20 protein-coding genes and 1 tRNA gene are annotated in these 17,725 nt (G+C 68.2%); 20 read left to right on the top strand and 1 reads right to left on the bottom strand.

From position 1 onward, the window contains the following. The first annotated feature begins 1 nt into the window (after window position 1). The 4 genes from tmk (at window position 2) to IPG97_04225 (ending at window position 2,884) form a co-directional block, all read left to right on the top strand. The gene (gene tmk / locus IPG97_04240) at window positions 2-604 is read left to right on the top strand and encodes a dTMP kinase (GenBank protein MBK6855774.1); all 603 of its coding nucleotides are present in this window, start codon (window positions 2-4) and stop codon (window positions 602-604) included. Continuing rightward, window positions 601-1,683 (top strand): ATP-binding protein, encoded by a 1,083-nt coding sequence (locus tag IPG97_04235; GenBank protein MBK6855773.1) that lies wholly within the window; start codon window positions 601-603, stop codon window positions 1,681-1,683. Before tmk ends, IPG97_04235 begins: the two co-directional genes overlap by 4 nt. Before the next feature lie 50 nt (window positions 1,684-1,733). Beyond that, a tRNA-Thr gene (locus IPG97_04230) sits at window positions 1,734-1,809 on the top strand. A gap of 109 nt (window positions 1,810-1,918) precedes the next feature. Beyond that, window positions 1,919-2,884 (top strand): hypothetical protein, encoded by a 966-nt coding sequence (locus IPG97_04225; GenBank protein MBK6855772.1) that lies wholly within the window; start codon window positions 1,919-1,921, stop codon window positions 2,882-2,884. Between the two features lie 32 nt (window positions 2,885-2,916). Here IPG97_04225 and IPG97_04220 read toward each other — a convergent pair whose 3' ends face one another. After that, a complete protein-coding gene (locus tag IPG97_04220; GenBank protein ID MBK6855771.1) occupies window positions 2,917-5,496 on the bottom strand; it encodes an EAL domain-containing protein in 2,580 nt (859 codons plus the stop codon). An 81-nt stretch (window positions 5,497-5,577) separates the two neighbouring features. Between IPG97_04220 and IPG97_04215 the strand changes: the two genes are divergently transcribed. The 16 genes from IPG97_04215 (at window position 5,578) to nadC (ending at window position 17,673) form a co-directional block, all read left to right on the top strand. Next, on the top strand, window positions 5,578-6,528 hold the full coding sequence (locus IPG97_04215; GenBank protein ID MBK6855770.1) for a serine/threonine protein kinase: 951 nt from the start codon (window positions 5,578-5,580) through the stop codon (window positions 6,526-6,528). Beyond that, complete coding sequence (locus IPG97_04210; GenBank protein ID MBK6855769.1) at window positions 6,486-7,085, top strand: sigma-70 family RNA polymerase sigma factor; 600 nt, start codon at window positions 6,486-6,488, stop codon at window positions 7,083-7,085. Before IPG97_04215 ends, IPG97_04210 begins: the two co-directional genes overlap by 43 nt. A 14-nt stretch (window positions 7,086-7,099) precedes the next feature. Further along, a complete protein-coding gene (gene rsrA, locus IPG97_04205; GenBank protein ID MBK6855768.1) occupies window positions 7,100-7,330 on the top strand; it encodes a mycothiol system anti-sigma-R factor in 231 nt (76 codons plus the stop codon). Between the two features lie 192 nt (window positions 7,331-7,522). Further along, window positions 7,523-8,584, top strand: a complete 1,062-nt coding sequence (locus tag IPG97_04200) for a zinc-dependent metalloprotease (GenBank protein MBK6855767.1) — start codon at window positions 7,523-7,525, stop codon at window positions 8,582-8,584. Beyond that, complete coding sequence (gene tilS, locus IPG97_04195; GenBank protein ID MBK6855766.1) at window positions 8,551-9,477, top strand: tRNA lysidine(34) synthetase TilS; 927 nt, start codon at window positions 8,551-8,553, stop codon at window positions 9,475-9,477. The genes IPG97_04200 and tilS overlap by 34 nt, the downstream gene beginning before the upstream one ends. A gap of 53 nt (window positions 9,478-9,530) precedes the next feature. Beyond that, window positions 9,531-10,091 (top strand): hypoxanthine phosphoribosyltransferase, encoded by a 561-nt coding sequence (gene hpt, locus IPG97_04190; GenBank protein ID MBK6855765.1) that lies wholly within the window; start codon window positions 9,531-9,533, stop codon window positions 10,089-10,091. After that, a complete protein-coding gene (folE, locus tag IPG97_04185; protein ID MBK6855764.1) occupies window positions 10,088-10,657 on the top strand; it encodes a GTP cyclohydrolase I FolE in 570 nt (189 codons plus the stop codon). The genes hpt and folE overlap by 4 nt, the downstream gene beginning before the upstream one ends. A gap of 59 nt (window positions 10,658-10,716) precedes the next feature. After that, on the top strand, window positions 10,717-11,523 hold the full coding sequence (folP, locus tag IPG97_04180) for a dihydropteroate synthase (protein ID MBK6855763.1): 807 nt from the start codon (window positions 10,717-10,719) through the stop codon (window positions 11,521-11,523). Next, the gene (locus IPG97_04175) at window positions 11,524-12,036 is read left to right on the top strand and encodes a hypothetical protein (protein ID MBK6855762.1); all 513 of its coding nucleotides are present in this window, start codon (window positions 11,524-11,526) and stop codon (window positions 12,034-12,036) included. After that, the gene (gene folB, locus IPG97_04170; protein MBK6855761.1) at window positions 12,033-12,440 is read left to right on the top strand and encodes a dihydroneopterin aldolase; all 408 of its coding nucleotides are present in this window, start codon (window positions 12,033-12,035) and stop codon (window positions 12,438-12,440) included. The genes IPG97_04175 and folB overlap by 4 nt, the downstream gene beginning before the upstream one ends. Further along, complete coding sequence (gene folK, locus IPG97_04165) at window positions 12,437-12,910, top strand: 2-amino-4-hydroxy-6-hydroxymethyldihydropteridine diphosphokinase (GenBank protein MBK6855760.1); 474 nt, start codon at window positions 12,437-12,439, stop codon at window positions 12,908-12,910. The genes folB and folK overlap by 4 nt, the downstream gene beginning before the upstream one ends. After that, window positions 12,897-13,658, top strand: a complete 762-nt coding sequence (locus IPG97_04160) for a DUF2520 domain-containing protein (GenBank protein ID MBK6855759.1) — start codon at window positions 12,897-12,899, stop codon at window positions 13,656-13,658. Before folK ends, IPG97_04160 begins: the two co-directional genes overlap by 14 nt. Before the next feature lie 46 nt (window positions 13,659-13,704). Next, entirely contained in the window at window positions 13,705-14,562 is an 858-nt protein-coding gene (locus IPG97_04155; GenBank protein ID MBK6855758.1) for a pantoate--beta-alanine ligase, read from the top strand. A gap of 129 nt (window positions 14,563-14,691) precedes the next feature. After that, the gene (locus IPG97_04150; protein MBK6855757.1) at window positions 14,692-15,117 is read left to right on the top strand and encodes an aspartate 1-decarboxylase; all 426 of its coding nucleotides are present in this window, start codon (window positions 14,692-14,694) and stop codon (window positions 15,115-15,117) included. Window positions 15,118-15,188: 71 nt separating this feature from the next. After that, entirely contained in the window at window positions 15,189-16,739 is a 1,551-nt protein-coding gene (gene nadB, locus IPG97_04145; protein ID MBK6855756.1) for an L-aspartate oxidase, read from the top strand. 61 nt (window positions 16,740-16,800) lie between these two features. Continuing rightward, complete coding sequence (nadC, locus tag IPG97_04140) at window positions 16,801-17,673, top strand: carboxylating nicotinate-nucleotide diphosphorylase (protein ID MBK6855755.1); 873 nt, start codon at window positions 16,801-16,803, stop codon at window positions 17,671-17,673. Window positions 17,674-17,725 lie beyond the last annotated feature (52 nt).

Raw genomic sequence — 17,725 nt, 5'->3', positions numbered from 1 at the left:
TGTGGGAAGGTTCGTGGTGTTCGAAGGCGGCGAAGGGTCGGGAAAGTCGACCCAGGCCCGACTGCTGGCTGACCGGTGGGGGGCTCTGCTCACCTTCGAACCCGGCTCCACCGACGTGGGGGCCCGCTTGCGGAGAATCCTCCTCGACCCCGACACGTCCGACCTGGATCCGCGGGCCGAGGCGCTGCTCATGGCGGCCGATCGAGCCCAACACGTGGCCACCGTCTTGCGCCCCGCCCTGTTGCGAGGCAAAGACGTCGTCTGTGACCGCTACGTCGGTTCCTCCCTGGCCTACCAGGGTCATGCCCGGGGACTCGGCGTGGAGGCGATCGCCGACCTTTCCACTTTTGCCACCGACGGCCTGGTGCCCGACCTGGTGGTGCTGTTGGAGGTGTCACCCGAGGAGTCGGCCCGACGTATGGCCCTCACCGGCTCTCCCGACCGGATGGAGGCCGCCGGTGCTGAGTTCCACGCCATGGTGCGAGAGGGATACCGGATGGTTGCCGCCCACAACCTCGACCGCTGGGTGGTCCTGGACGGGTCTGGTCCGGTCGAAGAGGTCAGGGCCCGGGTCGATGCCGTGGTGAAGGATCGACTCCCGTGACCGACGTCGGTATGTTCCCCGTGGATGCATGGTCCGAGGTGGTGGGGCAATCCCGTGCCGTCGACCTGCTGCGGACTGCGGCCACCGGAGACCCTGTTCACGCCTGGCTGTTCGTAGGCCCGACCGGATCCGGCAAGCGAGCCGCGGCTCGCGCCTTCGCCGGAGATCTCCTGGCCGCCGAAGCCGAAGGTACGGGCGATGTCGAGGCGGCGGCGAGGGCCCGGAGCCTGGCCTTGCACGAACAACACCCCGATCTGGTGGTGGTGGAGCGGGTCGGAGCATCGATCTCGAGCGACCAGGCCGACGAGATCATCACCCGGGCCAGTCGTTCCCCTTCGGAGGGTCGACGCAAGGTCCTGGTGCTCGACGAGTTCCACCTGATGGCAGACGGTGTGGCCCCCAAGCTGCTCAAGACCATCGAGGAGCCCACCCCCGGCACGTTCTTCGTGGTCCTGGCCGACGAGCTCCCTCCGGCGCTGGTCACCATCGCCTCGCGCTGCGTCCGGGTCGACTTCGCCCCGGTGCCCACGTCCGCCATCACCGAGCGGCTCCGAGCCGACGGCGTTCCCGCCGAGCGGGCCGCCGAGGCCGCGGGATTCGCCGGCGGGGATCTGCGTCGAGCCCGCCTGCTGGCCACCGACGACCGACTGGCGCTGAGGGTGGCGGCGTGGCGAGACCTGCCTCGCACGATCAACGGAACCGGATCGGCGGCGGCTCGGGCGGTCGCCGACCTGCGCGGTGCCATCGACGACGTGGAAGCTCCGCTGCGAGCCCGCCAGGAGGCCGAGGTGGCCGAGCTCTCGGAGCGGATCGAACGCTACGGGCAGCGGGGTTCGGGGGCCCGGGAGCTGGAGGCTCGGCACAAGCGAGAGGTGCGGCGCCTGCGCACCGATGAGCTCAGACTCGGGTTATCAGCCCTGGCCGGGACCTACCGGGACGAGATGCTGGTGGCTGCCGATCCGGCTCCGTCCATGGCCGGAATCGATGCCGTGCGCTCCGCTGAGACCGATCTCGCCTTCAACCCCAACGAGGAGCTGTGGCTCACGGCGTTGGCCCTGCGCCTACCCACCCTCAACTGAGGATCCGGGTTCCGGGCGTTCGAGGCGATCGGGTACGGTGAGCGATCCCCGCCCGGGTAGCTCAGTCGGCAGAGCAGCTCACTCGTAATGAGCAGGTCAAGGGTTCGATTCCCTTCTCGGGCTCCAATCTCTCGCTGGTTCCGGGCCGATCCCGGGGCTTCTGGGCCTAATCGGTGTCGGTCGGGGCGGTCTGGCGACAGGGCGCGTCCTGCGTCTGGGCGGTACCGTCGCAGCCATGTCCAGGTCGGTTCGCCGAGCACTTCTCGTGTCGCTCGCGTCACTTGGCGTGGTCGCGTCGGCGGCCATGGCGGGATGGGGTCCAGGCGCTACCGCGTCCCCGCAGGTGGCCGAGGCGGCCCGTGGTCGCGCCGAGGCAGACCTGAGCCGAACCCCCCGAGCCAGAGGGATCTCGGCGTCGGGTCGAACGGCCGAGGCGGCGGCATCACCTCACCTGGTCACGGCCAACCTGACCGCTGACGGGGCAGACCGCTACGAATACGTGCTCCAACAATCCTCCCGGTCCGGACGCCGTGGCGGTCAGGCGGGTACCGGACTCGACTTGGTCGTCACCGCGCCGGCGTCCAACCAGGGAGTGAACCTTCGAGAGGTCGGGTGGTTCGACGACGAGTCTCCAGCGGTCGATGCCCAATCCTGTGTGACGTGGTCTGAGTTCACCGGACCTATCGCCCAGGCCGGGGTGGCTCTGCGAGTCCGGTCGGCTCCGGGAGGACCTCAGGCGATCACGGTCACCAACAACATCTTCTTCGGGGCACGGAACGGCTGGAATGTGCACCTCTGGTCGGGGTCTCGCGGTGAGGTGATCGGGCAGGTGGTCCTTAGCCATTCCTTCGGTCCGACCGTGTTCCAGACGCCACCGTTGCCATGGCGTCTGTGTGCCAGGACCGTCGGGCGCGTGGTCCAGTTCAAGGCCTGGTCGATGGTGCTTCAGCCCGATGAGCCGGCGTGGGCCGATCCTGGATTCGGAGCCTCCTTCGTGGTTCCCGACGAATGGGTGTATGCGGGCCGTGCCGGCTGGTACGTGGGGCATCTGGTCGGCGGAGACCAGTCCGACTACCGCCAACTCGATGCCGAGGCGCTCGAGCCCGCCCTCGGCGAACGCGTCGCGGTGACCAGCCAGGCATCCGCCCAGGAACTGGTCCGCTCGGTCGCGGCCACCCTCGACCAAGTCCGAGGGAACTAGCCAGGGGTGTTTGGCCGAAGGCGGGCGAGGCGCTAGCGGCTGGTCAGGAGCGACGTGAACTCGGTGGGTGTGATCGGATGGCTGATCACGAAGCCCTGGATCCGATTGCAGTTCAGGGCAGCCAATGCATCGTATTGGTCAGAGGTCTCCACCCCCTCGGCCACCACGGTCAGCTCGAGGGCTTGGGCCAAGTGCACCACGGCTTCCACCAGGGCGGTGGCCTCCGACGAGTTGGTCAGGTTGGTGATGAACGACCGGTCGAGCTTCACCACGTCGATGGGCAGATCGCGAAGGCCCGACAGGGACGAGAACCCGGTCCCGAAGTCGTCGAGGGCCACCCGGCAACCCAGGGCTCGTAGGGCCTGAAGGCTCTCGACCTCCCCGTGGCCGTCGGTGGCCAATGTGGTCTCGGTCAGCTCGATCACGAGCCGATCAGGACTGAGGCCGGTGTCGCCCAGGGCGGCGGCCACGTCGTCCACGAAGCCGGGGTCGCGGAGCTGGAGGGCGCTCACGTTGACGGCGATGGTCAGGGCCGGACCCAGACGCTGCCACTCCACGGCCTCGGCGCAGGCTCGGGTGAGGACGGCTCGGCCGAGGTCGACTATCGCCCCCGATTGCTCGGCCAGGCGCACCAGTTCATAGGGCGAGACCGGCCCACGGTCGGGATGGGTGTAGCGCAGCAGTGCTTCGGCACCGGTGATCTTCCGGGTGACCGTATCCACAATGGGCTGGTAGGCCAGCCACCACGCCTGTGACTCGAGGGCGTCACGCAGGTCTGACTCCAGATCCATGCGGGCCTTGGCCCGTTGTTCGAGGTCCTGGTCAAACAGCGCGAACTGACCGCCTCCGGCCTCCTTGGCCCGGTGTAGGGCGATCTCGGCGCTGCGCAACACCTCACGACCGTCGGTGCGACCGAGGGCCACGGCGATTCCGACGCTTCCGGTGATCCTCACCCGGTGATCGTCTATGTCGATCGGTTCGGAGAAGCAGGCCAGCATCCGGCTGGCGAACACGACCGGTTCGAACTCGTCCGATACGTCGGGCAGGACCACCGCGAAATGCACACCGCCGTAGCGGGCCAACAGGTCAGCCCCGCGGATCAGCTCGGTTAGCCGGGCCGACACGGTTCCCACCACCCGGTCGCCCACATCGAGACCGAAGGTCTCGTTCACCCGGTGCAGGTTGTCCACGTCGGCGAAGATGACCGCGGTGCGACGGTCGGGGTCGGCGGAATCGACCAGACGGACCAGCTGATCTTCGAGCAAGGCCCGGTTGGGTAGGCCCGTGACGTCGTCGTAGAGGACGGCTCGGCGGAGTTGCTCTTCCAGCTTTCGCTGAGCGCTGATGTCGCGGCATACGGCACTGAAGGTGACGGCACCGTCGCCAGATCCCGTATGGGCGATCAACACCAACGAGACCGGAACCACTCGGCCGTCGACGCGCCGGATCCGACTCTCACCGGTCCAGGTTCCCTCCCGGGCCGCAACTCGCATCCCTTCGCGAAGCAGGTCGGCGGCCAGCTCGTCGGGCAAGAAGTCGAAGGCGAGTACGTCCCTGCTCCCGGCGTCGACTCCGAGCAGGATCTGGCCGGCCGGGTTCAGGTAGCAGATGACCCCGTCGGCAGTGGTGGTCGCAACCAGGTCAGGACTGGCTTCCACGATGTGGCTCACCTTGCGGCTGGCCGCCAGCAGGTCGCGCCGGGCGCTGACCACCGAACCGATGAGCACACCGCTGAGGGTGAGCACCACCATCAGAAGTTGGACGTCGGCCCGGTCGATCGGGTCGGTCACCAGTTCGTGAGCCCCGGCGGTGAGCACCGCCCCGATGGTGGAGGCCGACATGGCCGCGGCAGCCACACCGTGGCGGAGGGCCAGCGAGATGACCGGTACGAAGGCCAGGTAGACGAACTGCATCGGCTCGTCTCCGGCCACCATCAGGGCCACGGCCACCACGGGCGGGAGGGCGAACTCGGCGACCAGCAGCCAGCGGTTGACCGTGTCGTCATCGTCGGCGACGGGGATCGGGCGCCCGCGCAGGAAGGCATCGCCGGTAATGACGATGGCCGGGGTGAGGCTGGCGCAGGCGATCACGTCTCCCACCCAGAACAGGCCCACGGAACGGGCCACATCGGCGGAGGCCACCAGGTCCAGCCCGTACTGGACCGCGATCCCACCCAGTGCCGCCAGTCCGGATCCGACCACGATGCAACCGAAGGCCAGCGCCACCAGGTCTTCGGAGCTGCGTAGACGAGGATCCAAGCCGAGGCTACGGAGGGCGATGCCGGCCAACTGGTAGGAGCCGACTATGGCCAATGCGTTCACGATCAGCCCCAGCGGACCGAAATCGTCGGCCATGCCCATGATCACGGCGGTGCTGGCCACCTCGGCGGCGACGAGGAGGGGGAACAGCCGGGGGCGCAGGAAGAGCGTGCCGATGGCCACCCCCGCGGGTGGGAACCAGATGAGGACCGGGCCGGGCAGGCTCCGGTTGCGAGCCCAGACCGCGGCGGCCAGGTAGCCGACCACGGCTAGGACCGCGAACACCACCTCACGCCGCGGCGAGCCGACTGCAAGCGCCGGGTCTCCCGCCTGACTTGCCGACTGTTCTGTCACTGAGCGCAGCGTACGCACCGAGACGGCACTCGCATCAGGACCGCCGGTTTCACCCCCGAACCCGGCGGGTATCTGCGGCCGATGACGTGCCAGTGGGTTGACGAACGCCGTGACCTTCTGCTCCACGTCGGTCCCGACACCCGGGTGTGGCTGGTGGCCGATCGACCACAGGCGACCCATGTGGTGGTGAAGGTCGTCAGGGGTGGTATCCGGGCTCGAGCGGAGCGAGCCGCGGCCCGACACCTCATCGAGATCGAACATCCCGACCTACTGCCGGTCCTGGCCCGGTGGGACGATCCCGAGCCTGGCTCCGAACCCGGGTTGGTGTCGGTCATGCCCTATGTCCCCGGGGGCACGCTGCGCCACCTCATGGACCAACGGGGTGCGCTATCGGCCGGCGAGGTGGTGGCCCTGTTGGCGCCGGTGGCCACGGTGCTCGAGCGACTATCGGCTCATGGCCTGGTCCATGGCGACCTCAAGCCCGAGAACATCCTGTTGCGCTCCGACGGCCGACCGGTGGTGACCGACGTCGTTGGGGCCTCGGGGCTGGCCAGCCCCGGCTACCTCGCCCCGGAGCTGGCCGACCCGAGCCGACCGGCAGACGAACGCAGCGATGTGTTCGCCCTGGCGGTCATCGCCTATGAGCTGCTCACCACCCGCCGTCCCCACGGGTCGGACCTGGAACGGGCGCTGGCCGCGGCCGCCGGGGGGTCTCATCGTCCGTTGGCGTCGTGGGCCACGGTCCCGGCCCCGGTGGCCGAGGTGGTGGAGCGCGGCCTGTCGGCCGATCCCGAGCATCGGCCCCCGAACGGTTCTGCACTGGTGGCCGAACTGACTGCGCTGGTGGATCGGCACGAAGTCGTGCTGCCCGGCGGGGTGCCGTCACCGGTGGCGGTGTCGGAGCGGTCCAATCACACCGTCGAGATCACCGGGGCGCCTCGACCTCCGTCGCACGACGATTCGGACCGCCCCCGGGCTAGGTTGCTCAGATGGCCGATCAGGCGACGTTCTCGGAGCAGGCGATGCCCCTGATGGGGCCCCTGTACTCCGGCGCGTTGCGCATGACCCGAAACGCCGCCGATGCCGAAGACCTGGTTCAAGAGGTCTACCTGCGCGCCTACCGCGGGTTCGGCGGGTTCCAGGAAGGCACAAACCTCAAGGCCTGGATGTTCCGCATCCTCACAAACACCTACATCAACTCCTACCGGGCCAAGCAACGCAGGCCCGAGACCACGGAACTGGACGAGGTCGAGGACCTCTACCTCTACCGCAGGCTTGGTGGACTCGAGACAGCGGCTCTGAGCCGCAGCGCCGAAGACGAGTTGATGGACACGTTCTCCGATGCCGAGGTGAAGGCCGCGGTCGAGGACCTGCCCGAGAACTTCCGTATGGCCGTGCTCCTCGCCGACGTGGAGGGTTTCTCCTACAAGGAGATCGCCGAGATCCTCGACGTCCCGATCGGCACGGTCATGAGCCGCCTCCACCGGGGAAGAAAGGCCCTCCAGAAGCGGTTGATGGATTACGCCGTCACCCACGGGCTCGCCGATTTGCCCCCCGATCCCGCTCCGGCCCTGCCGTCGGAACGCTGACCCTCGAGACGCCCATGCCCGAATGCAACGAGACCCTACGAGAGCTCTACCTGTTCCTCGATGGTGAGCTCACCGACTCGGACCGGGACCACATCCAGCAGCATCTGGACGACTGCCTGCCGTGTCTGGAGGCCTACGACTTCGAGGCCGAGCTTCGGATGGTGGTCCGCAACCGTTGCGTGGATCAGGTCCCCGAGTCGCTGCGAGACCGCATCGCCCGCGCAATACAGGAAACCCAGGGCTGAGCACAGCCACCTGAGTGGTTGTCGCCCCACCTTTCCCCTCTAGGATCGCCACCATGTTGTTCGCCAAAGTCTGGACGTACTGGATCGCCGTGCCCCTCGTGGCCGGGGCCGTGCTGTTCGTGCTCGCCACCATCGTGGGCTACCTGACCAAGGTGACCCGGCCCAGGTACCCGCGCAACCAGGCCTGATCGGGTGGGAGCGGTCGACTGGGGGCTGGCCGAGAAGGTCGCGGTTCGGGCCACCGGCCGTGAGCCGTTCGCCGAGTCGTACCACTACCAGTCCCTGAGCCGGGACTTTTTGGAGCTCACCGCAATCGCCGAAGACCAGGTTGCCGAGGCCACCGGTCTGCGCAGCCTCACTGGCACGGCCCGGGCCCGGGTGACAGACCGTCAGGGGTGGGTGCGAGCCAACATCGCCTCGTTTCAACGCCTGCTCAGCCCCATCACCACCAGGCTCGACCAGCACATGGCCGCCAACGCCTTGGCCCCGGTGGCCAGCCGGGTGGCCGGTGCCGAGGTCGGTATGATCCTGGGGTGGATGTCGAGCCGCGTGCTCGGCCAGTACGACCTGCTGGTCGTGGAAGACGAGAACCCCGAAGACCAAGACATCGTCTACTACGTGGGTCCCAACGTCTTGGGCTTGGAGAAGCGGTTTGGCTTCCCGCCCCGCGAGTTCCGTCACTGGCTCGCCCTGCACGAGGTCACCCACCGGGCCCAGTTCACCGGTATCCCCTGGATGCGCGAGCACTTCATCGGGCTGGTCCAAGAGACGGTCAACAGCCTCGACCCGGACCCCAAGCGGTTCATGGACGCCCTCGGTCGGCTGGCCACCGACCTTCGATCGGGCCGCAACCCCCTCGATGACGGCGGGATCATGGCGGTGTTCGCCTCACCCGAACAGCGGGCGGTGCTCGACCAGGTCGCGGGCCTCATGAGCCTGCTCGAAGGTCACGGCGACGTCACCATGGACCGGGCCGGAGCCGACCAGATCCCTTCGGCGGAAAGGTTCGGTCAGGTGCTGCGTCAACGACGGGCCGAAGCTGGCTCCGCGGTCAAGCTGCTCCAGAAGTTGATCGGGCTCGAAGCGAAGATGCGCCAGTACGAACAAGGCGAGCGGTTCATCGAGGCCGTAGAGAGCGCCGGTGGTACCGACCTGTTGGATCGGGCCTGGCTCGACCCGGCGAACCTTCCCAGCATCGCTGAGATCCGAGATCCAGAGACGTGGATCACCCGGATCCGTCCCGCCGCCGCCTGACACCGGGGCTCGAACTGGCCGCTCTGGCGGCACGGTGCCCGTTTCCCGCCTCGGGTACGGCAGTCACGTGTGCGGTGTCGGGAGGAGCCGATTCCCTGGCGCTCCTGGCCCTGGCCATCACCGCTGGTTGCGTGGCCACCGCGGTCCACGTGGACCACGGGTTGCGCCCGGGGTCAGACCATGAGGCCGACGTGGTGGCCGCCGCCGCCAGACAACTCGGTGCCGGGTTCCGCTCGGTGGCGGTGACGGTTCCCGTTGGTCCGAACCTGGAGGCCCGGGCCCGCCAGGCGCGCTACGCGGTGCTCCCTCCCGACGTGCTCACCGGCCACACCGCCGATGACCGGGCCGAGACCGTGCTGTTGAACATGATGCGAGGTACGGGGCTGGACGGCTTGGCCCCGCTGGCTCCGGGCCCTCGTCGCCCCCTGGTAGGGTTGCGACGTTCGGACACCGAGCGGGTATGTGACCTGTTGGGGTTCGAGCCAGTGCAAGACCCCTCAAACCTCGATCCGGTGCACCGTCGCAACCGGGTTCGCAACGAGCTGTTGCCCTTGGCAGCCGATGTTGCGGGGCGTGACGTCGTCCCCTTGTTGAACCGTCAGGCCGACCTGTTGGCGGAGGTGGCCGACTGGCTGCACGAGGTGGCGGGCGCGGTTGATCCGACTTCGGCCCGGGAGCTGGCGGCGATCCCCGTGGCGGTGGCGAGGGTGGCGATCCGGGACTGGCTGGTGCAGGGCGGTGTCGGCGGCGGCTATGTGGTCGACGCCGCCGCGGTGGAGCGAGTGTTGGACGTGGCCCGGGGGTCGTCGGTGGCTACCGAGGTCGTCGGTGGGTGGCGGGTGGCTCGCTCTCGGGGTCGGCTCGGGCTCCAGCCTCCGTCGGGTCAACGATGAGACGCTGATGGCTCGGCTTCTCCGCGACCGTCCCTCCTGCAAGGATGCGGGACATGGGTGACCCCGTTCACGGAGTTGAAGGCGATCCGAACCTGGGGGAGGTGGTGGTCGGGGTCGACGATCTGCGTCGACGGATCCAAGAGCTCGGTGCCGAGATCACCGCCGACTACGAGGGCCTTCCGGTGCTGTTGGTCGGTGTGCTCAAGGGCGCGTTCATGTTCATGGCCGACCTGTCGCGGGCGATCGACCTACCCGTCGAGTTCGACTTCATGGCTGTGGCTTCCTACGGCAACGCCACCAAGTCCAGTGGCGTGGTGCGCATCGTCAAGGACCTCGACGTCGACCTCTCGGGTCGCCACGTGCTGATAGTGGAGGACATCATCGACAGCGGCCTGACCCTGGCTTACCTCCGCAAGAACCTCATGGCCCGTAACCCAGCCAGCGTGGAGGTGTGTGCTCTGCTGGTTCGCGAAGGGCTTCAGAAGCACGACCCCGACCTGCGCTACGTCGGCTTTCGGATCCCGCCCGCGTTCGTGGTGGGCTACGGGCTGGATGTGGGCGAGCGATATCGAGGTCTGCCGTTCGTGGCGTCCTACGTGGAGGATCCAGAGTGACCATCGACACCGCCCGCATCGAGAAAGCGGTGCGGGAGATTCTGCTTGCCATCGGCGAGGATCCCGAGCGTGACGGGTTGCTCGAGACCCCGGCCCGGGTGGCTCGCATGTACGCCGAGGTGTGCTCGGGGCTACACGAGGACCCATCCGATCACATCCGCACCACCTTCGAGGCCGACCACGACGAGATGGTCATGGTCCGTGACATCCCGCTCTACAGCCTGTGCGAGCACCACCTGGCCCCCTTCATCGGGAAGGCCCACGTGGCCTACATCCCCAACGACGACGGCCGGGTGATCGGGCTGTCCAAGTTCGCCCGCCTGGTCGACGGTTTCGCCCGCCGCCCCCAGGTGCAAGAACGTCTCACCAGCCAGGTCGCCGATGCCCTCCAGCACCGACTCACCCCCAAGGGCGTGATGGTCGTCGTCGAGGCCGAACACCTGTGCATGTCGATGCGGGGCGTGCGCAAGGCCGGTAGCACCACGGTCACCTCGGCGGTCAGGGGCCTGTTCCGCACCAACGTGGCCACCCGCGAAGAAGCCATGAGGTTCATCCAGGGGCGCTGATCTCCCCCGGCCCGGATTTGACGGGCCTTGTACCCTTGACAGCCGTGCGTCCGCTGGTCATGGGCATCGTGAACGTCACGCCCGACTCGTTCTTCGACGGCGGGCAGTTCGCCGATCCTGCGGCCGCGGTCGCCCACGCCCGGCGGTTGGTGGCGGCTGGGGCCGACGTGATCGACGTGGGTGGGGAATCCAGTCGACCGGGTGCCGAACCGGTCCCGGTCCACGCCCAAGCGGACCGGGTGCTAGCCGTCATTGAAGCCCTGGCCAGCGAGGTGCGGGTGTCGGTGGACACGGCCAAGGCGGAGGTGGCCAACCTGGCGGTCGACGCCGGCGCCACCCTCATCAACGACATCACCTCGTCGCTGCACGACGTGGCCGCCGATCGAGGGGTGGGATGGGTTGCCATGCACATGCAGGGCGAACCGCGCACCATGCAGGACCGTCCCACCTACCGAAACGTCGCCGCGGATGTCACGGCCTACCTGGTGGCTCGGGCCGAAGCTGCCCGTCAGGCTGGCGTGGACGAGGTGTGGATCGACCCGGGTATCGGCTTCGGCAAGACCGCAGCGCACAACTGGGCCCTGCTGGCCGCCATCGGAGATATGGCCGCCACCGGCTGGCCGGTGCTGGTGGGTACCAGCCGCAAGGCTTTCCTCGGGGCACTGTGCCCCGGGGTCGATGGCGAGCCCGCCCCGGTGACGGATCGCCTGGAGACATCGGTGGCCACCGCGGTGAGGGCCGCCATCGATGGTGCCGCCATGGTTCGGGTACACGACGTGGCCGAGACCGTCGCAGCCTTGGACGCGGCATGGTCCGACACCAGCTCAGATCGACAACTACAGGCAGCCCATCAGGGAGACGGATAAGTGGCAGCGAAGGGAAAGTGGGCGCAGGGCATCGAGCCCCGCAACTTCCGGTGGGTGATGAAGGACGTCCTCGCCGTGTGCGAACGTCCGGGCGGTTACGGCGCCAACCACCGCCGGGTCCGTCGCCAAGAGGAGATCATCTGGGTGCGCGAGCAGGGCTTTTCGCCCGTCATCTCGATCATTCCGTCGCCGGCCAACCTCCACAACTATGACGAGCTGAACGTCACATGGCTCCACCGGCCCTTCGGCAACCACGAGGACATGGCCGCGTACCTGACCCAGTTCCTGCCCGAGCTCAAGGCACTACTGGGCGCCAAGAACAAGGTGCTCATCCACGGAGAGGAACTTGGGGACCGCATCTCGGGGATCATCGGCGCCTACATCGTGTGGGCCGGCCTGATGCCCAGCGGCCCTCGGGCCATATCGCTGACCGAGCAGCTGATGGCCCGACAGCTCGGCCCGGTGGGCCGAGAGCTGGTGGCCGTGGCCCTCGATCTGCCGCCGGCTCCGTGAGCGTCGGCGATCGTCCGGGGTCGGCGGCCGATCGCATCGAGCTGCGGGGTCTCCGCCTCATTGGAATTTGCGGAGCTTTGCCCGAAGAACGGGAACGGGCCCAGCCCTTGGAGATGGACGTCGATGTGTACGTACCGTTCTCCGCTGCCGGGGCATCGGACGAGCTCGATGACACCGTCGACTACGGGGCGATCTGCACCGCCTTGGCGGTGGTGGTCGAAACCGGGCGCCCCCAACTGCTCGAGCACTTGGCCGAGACGCTGGCCACCACCGTGTTGGACCTTGATGCCCGCATCGTGGCGGTCACGGTGGGGGTGCGCAAGCTTCGACCACCGGTTCCCCAGCCTCTGGCCACCTCCGGGGTGAGCATCCACCGGGTTCGGGGTCCGGAGACCCGGTCGTGACCCGGGCGTTCTTGTCGCTGGGTTCCAACCTGGGGGATCGACGACGGGTGTTGAGCGAGGCGATCGAGTCTCTAGGCGCCATGGTCGTGGCGGTGTCACCCGTCTATGAGACCGACCCGGTCGGTGGCCCGGACCAGGGCCCGTTCCTGAACCTGGTGGTCGAGCTGGACTCCGACGTTGCACCCCGGGACCTGTTGGCGGTGTGCCATCGACTCGAGTCGGCGGCGGGGCGGGTCCGGGCCGAACGTTGGGGTCCACGTACCCTCGACGTCGACATCGTTTGGATCGAGGGTCAGATGGTTTCGGACCCAGACCTGGAGATCCCACACCCCCGAATGTGGGAACGTCGCTTCGTGTTGGCCCCGCTGCGCGACCTTGCCCCCGACCTGGTGTCCGAGCATGCCCTGCTCGACGCCGAGGGCTCGGTGCAGGTGCTCGGGCCGCTGGCCGACGCGGGTGGCCCGGACTGATGACGGCACGGTGACGGTCGCTCCCAGGCTTCGGGTGATCGGCCCCGGCAGGGCTGGCGGCGCCTTCGCAATGGCCTTGGCCCGGGCCGGATGGGCGGTGGCCGAGCCCCTGCGGCGAGGTGACGACGTAGCCAGGGCGGCACATGGGGTGGACTTGGTCCTGGTTGCCACTCCCGATGCCGTGGTCGGCGATGTGGCCGCGCGCATCGAACCGGTCCCGACCGCGGTCGTGGCCCACTGCGCGGGGAGCTTGGGGCTCGACGTGCTCACCCAGCCGCGGGTGGCGGCTATACATCCGCTGGTGGCGTTGCCGTCGGCGGTGCTGGGGGCCGAGCGGCTGGCTGCGGGGGCATGGTTTGCGGTGGCCGGTGACCCATTGGCACAGCGGGTGGTGGCCGACCTCTGCGGACGATGGTTCACGGTCGCCGATGCCGACCGGGCTGCGTACCACGCCGCCGCGGTAGTGGCCTCGAACCATCTGGTGGCGCTGATGGGGCAGGTGGAACGGATCGCATCGGGGATCGGGGTCCCGCTTGAGGCATACCTGGACCTGGTGCGAGCCACCATCGACAACGTGCAAACCCTGGGCGCGGCCGATGCCCTGACCGGCCCCGTGGCTCGCGGTGACTGGGCCACGGTGGGCCGCCACCTGGCCGAACTGGACCCGAGCGAGCACGAGGCCTACCGGGCTCTGGCAGCGGCCGCCCGCCGCCTGGTCGATGGGGACGGCCTACCCCCCGGACTCTGACCGTTCATCACCGCGGAGCTGAAAGGATCAGACCATGGCCAGCGCAATCCGGGTCCACACCACCATCGAAGGCTTCCGTCAGATCCTGGACGAACGTCGGGCCGAGGGGGCGTCCGTCGGCTTCGTACCCACCATGGGCTACCTGCACGACGGCCACGCCTCGTTGATGCGAGAGGCGTCAACTGGCAACGACCTCGCCGTGGCCAGCATCTTCGTGAACCCGCTCCAGTTCGCGGCCACAGAGGATCTGAGCACCTACCCGCGGGATCTGGACCGGGACCTCGAAGTGGCCGAGGCGGCTGGGGTAACGGATGTCCTGCACCCGTCGGTTGAGGAGATGTATCCCCGTCCCGTCCTCACCGTGGTCACGGTGTCGTCGATCACTCGACGGTTCGAGGGCGCGGCCCGCCCCGAGCACTTCGCCGGGGTGGCCACAGTGGTGACCAAGCTGTTCTCGATCGTGGGACCGTGCCGGTCCTACTTCGGGGAGAAGGACTACCAGCAGCTAGCGGTGGTCCGACGGCTGGCTTCGGATCTGTCGATGCCGATCGAGGTGGTCGGCTGTCCGACGATCAGAGAGGCGGACGGCCTGGCCATGTCCAGCCGGAACGTCTACCTCTCGGCCGACCAACGTGCCGCCGCTCCGGTGCTGTACCGGGCCATGGTCGACGTGGTCGAGCAGGCCCAGGGAGGCGACGGCAACGTGAAACCCCTCACCGCTGGGCTCCTCGACCGGATCGCCAGCACCACCGGGGTCGACAAGGTCGACTACGCCGAGATCGTTGACGCTGACACGCTCGAGGTGGCCGAGCGCGTCGGCGGCCGCCAGCGGATCCTCGTGGCGGCCCGTTTCGGTGCCACCCGGCTCCTCGACAACCTGGCCCTGGAGCTGACCGCTCGATAGCTGACCGCTGGATCTTCGCCACCGGGAACCGGGAATTGAGAAACGGGTCGAAACGTTGGCAGACTGTGTTCGCCCTCCGCACCAGGGGGTGACCGGGAGACCGGCACCCACCACGAAAGGAACCAGCGGATGCGTCGTCGCATGATGAAGTCCAAGATCCACCGCGCCACGGTGACCGACGCCAACCTTCACTACGTGGGTTCGATAACCGTCGACCGTGATCTGATGGATGCCGCCGACCTGCTCGAGTACGAACAAGTGGCTGTTGTCGACGTGGACAACGGTGCCCGGCTCGAGACCTACGTCATCGAAGGACCGCGCGGCTCGGGTGCTATCTGTCTGAACGGTGCCGCGGCCCGTCTGGTGGCCCCCGGAGACAAGGTCATCATCATCAGCTACGCCGACTACGAACAGGCTGAGCTGGACACCTACGCCCCCACCATCGTCCACGTCGATACCTCCAACACCATGGTCGACGAGGCCACGGCCACGGCGCTGGCCGCGTTGCACACGCCGGCCCCTCGCCCGTACCACGAGGTCGAGGCCCGGGTCTGACCCGGCCCCGATCCAAAACCGAACCAGAAATAGCAGACGCGCCGCTGGACCTGCTGGTCCTGGGGTCGGGGGTGGCCGGGCTTTCGGCTGCGGTCCGAGCCGCGGACACCCACCGCATGAGGGTGGGTGTGCTGACCAAGGGGGAACTCCCTCAGGCCACCACCCGTTGGGCTCAGGGTGGGGTGGCCGCGGTCTTGGGTGGCAACGATCCCGACTCCACCGACCTGCATCTGGCCGACACCCTGGCGGCGGGGGCGGGGCTCTGCGACGCCGAAGCGGTTCGGGTGCTGGTCGATGAAGGGCCGGCCCGGGTCAACGAACTGATCGCCATGGGTGCCATGTTCGACCGGGACGCCCACGGCGAGCTCGAACTGGCCCGCGAAGGCGGTCACTCTCTGAACCGGATCGTCCACGCTGGCGGTTCGGCCACCGGAGCCGAGGTGGAGCGGGCATTGGTAGAGGCGGTGCAGGCCACCATGGCGGTGCTTCACGAGCATGCCTTCGCCTTGGAGTTGATCGTAGAGGCGGGCCACTGCCGTGGGGTGACGGCGCTGTTCGCCGACGGGTCGGTACGGGAGGTCCGGGCCACCAACGTGTTGGTCACCACCGGCGGTGCCGGTCAGATGTACGCGGTCACCACCAACCCGTTGGAGGCCACCGGCGACGGCATAGCCATGGCCCTGCGGGCCGGGGTGGCGGTGGCCGACATCGAGTTCACCCAGTTCCACCCCACTGCGCTGTCGATCGACTCGATGCCTCGGCCGTTGCTCACCGAGGCACTGCGCGGCCACGGGGCCCTGCTGCGGGACACCACCGGTGAGCGGTTCGTGAACGAACTCGAACCTCGTGACGTGGTGTCGCGGGCCTCTACCCGGCGGATGTTGGAGCTGGGTGCCGATCACGTGTTCCTCGATGCCACCGGGCTGGAGGCGTTCGACCAGCGGTTCCCCAACATCGCCGCCGAGCTGCGTCAGGTCGGACTGGATCCGGCCCGAGACTGGCTGCCGGTAGCCCCAGCCGCCCACTACACCTGTGGCGGCATCGTCACTGACCTGCACGGAGCCTCGTCGCTTCCGGGATTGTGGGCGGCCGGTGAGGTGTCCTGCTCTGGGGTCCATGGGGCCAACCGCTTGGCATCGAACTCCTTGTTGGAGGGGATGGTTTTCGGGCCGCGGGCGGTGGAGGCGATCGAGGCCGGTGTGGTGGGACCCGAGGCCTCGGGTGCCATGCGTACGGTCATGGGTTCAGACCCCGATCGTTCGGCCCCAGTACCGCCGGGCGTGATCGGGGGCCAGTTCGTTCACCTCGACCGGTCGGAGCCTGCTCCAGGAGAACCGGTAGATGTCGCCGAGGCACGACTTCGTCTCCAGCGTGAGCTGACCGCCCACGCCGGGGTCCTCCGTGATGCAGGATCCCTCGGCTGTGCGCTGGCCACCGTCAACCAGGTGCTGGCCGCGCCCCGGGGTGGGACCATCGCGGATCACGAGCTGCACAACCTCGCCACGGTGGGTCGTGCCGCGGTGGTCGCCGCTCAGCGGCGCGAGGAGAGCCGCGGGGCCCACACCCGAGACGACTTCCCCGACGCTCGGCCCGAGTTCGCCCGTCGTTTTGTGTTCGTGTGATCAACCTCGCAGCGACGGCGACCAGACCTGTCCGCTCAGGTCCTAGGTAGTGTCTTGGCCCATGACGGTGCGCCGACCCTTCGACCCGCCCCGGGGTGTCGTGCGTGACCTGGTTGCCCGGGCTCTGGCTGAGGACCTCGATCCGCTCGGTGACCTGAGTGCTTCCCTCCTGCCGCCTAGCGCTCGGGCCGAAGCCCGCTTCGTGGTCCGCACGTCTGGGGTGGTGGCCGGCCTTGCCTGCGTCGACGAGACGTTCACCCAGGTCGATGACGCCATCACCTGTGAGTGGCGGGTCACCGACGGTGATGTGGTGGACCCCCGAGACGTGCTCGGCACCGTCAACGGTCCACTGGCATCGGTGCTCACCGCGGAACGCACCGCACTCAACTTCCTCGGCCACCTGAGCGGCATCGCCACCCGTACCCGGGCTTTCGTCGATGCTGCTTCACCGTTGCGGGTGTGGGACACCCGCAAGACCATTCCCGGTCTGCGCTCCGTACAGAAGGCCGCGGTGCGAGCCGGTGGGGCCCGCAACCACCGGGGCAACCTGAGCGACTGGGTGATGTTCAAGGACAACCACCTGACCGCGCTCGGCATCGTCGATGCGGTGGCCTTGGCCCGTGACACGTGGCCGGGGCGCACCGTCCACGTGGAGTGCGATCACATAGATCAGGTGCGGCAGGCCCTCGACGCCGGAGCCGATGCCCTGTTGTTGGACAACATGACGCCCGAAGAGGTCCGCCGGTGCGTCGAGGTCGCTACCGAACATGCCGCCGCATCCGGTGTTCGCCGGGCCCTTCTCGAGGTGTCGGGCGGGATAACCCTCGAGACGGTTGCTTCCTACGCCCACACCGGGGCGGACGTGGTGTCGAGCGGGTCGCTGACCAATTCGTCAGAGGTACTCGACATAGGGCTCGACATAGACGTGCGCTGAGGTTCCTTCTGCGGGTTTGGGTGGAGCCGAGGCGGGTCGGGCAGGCTTTCGG

This window comes from Microthrixaceae bacterium (genome assembly GCA_016702505.1).
Lineage (GTDB): Bacteria > Actinomycetota > Acidimicrobiia > Acidimicrobiales > Iamiaceae > Aquihabitans.
Note: the sequence above shows the minus strand (reverse complement) of the source record. Positions and strands in the feature narration are given on the sequence as shown.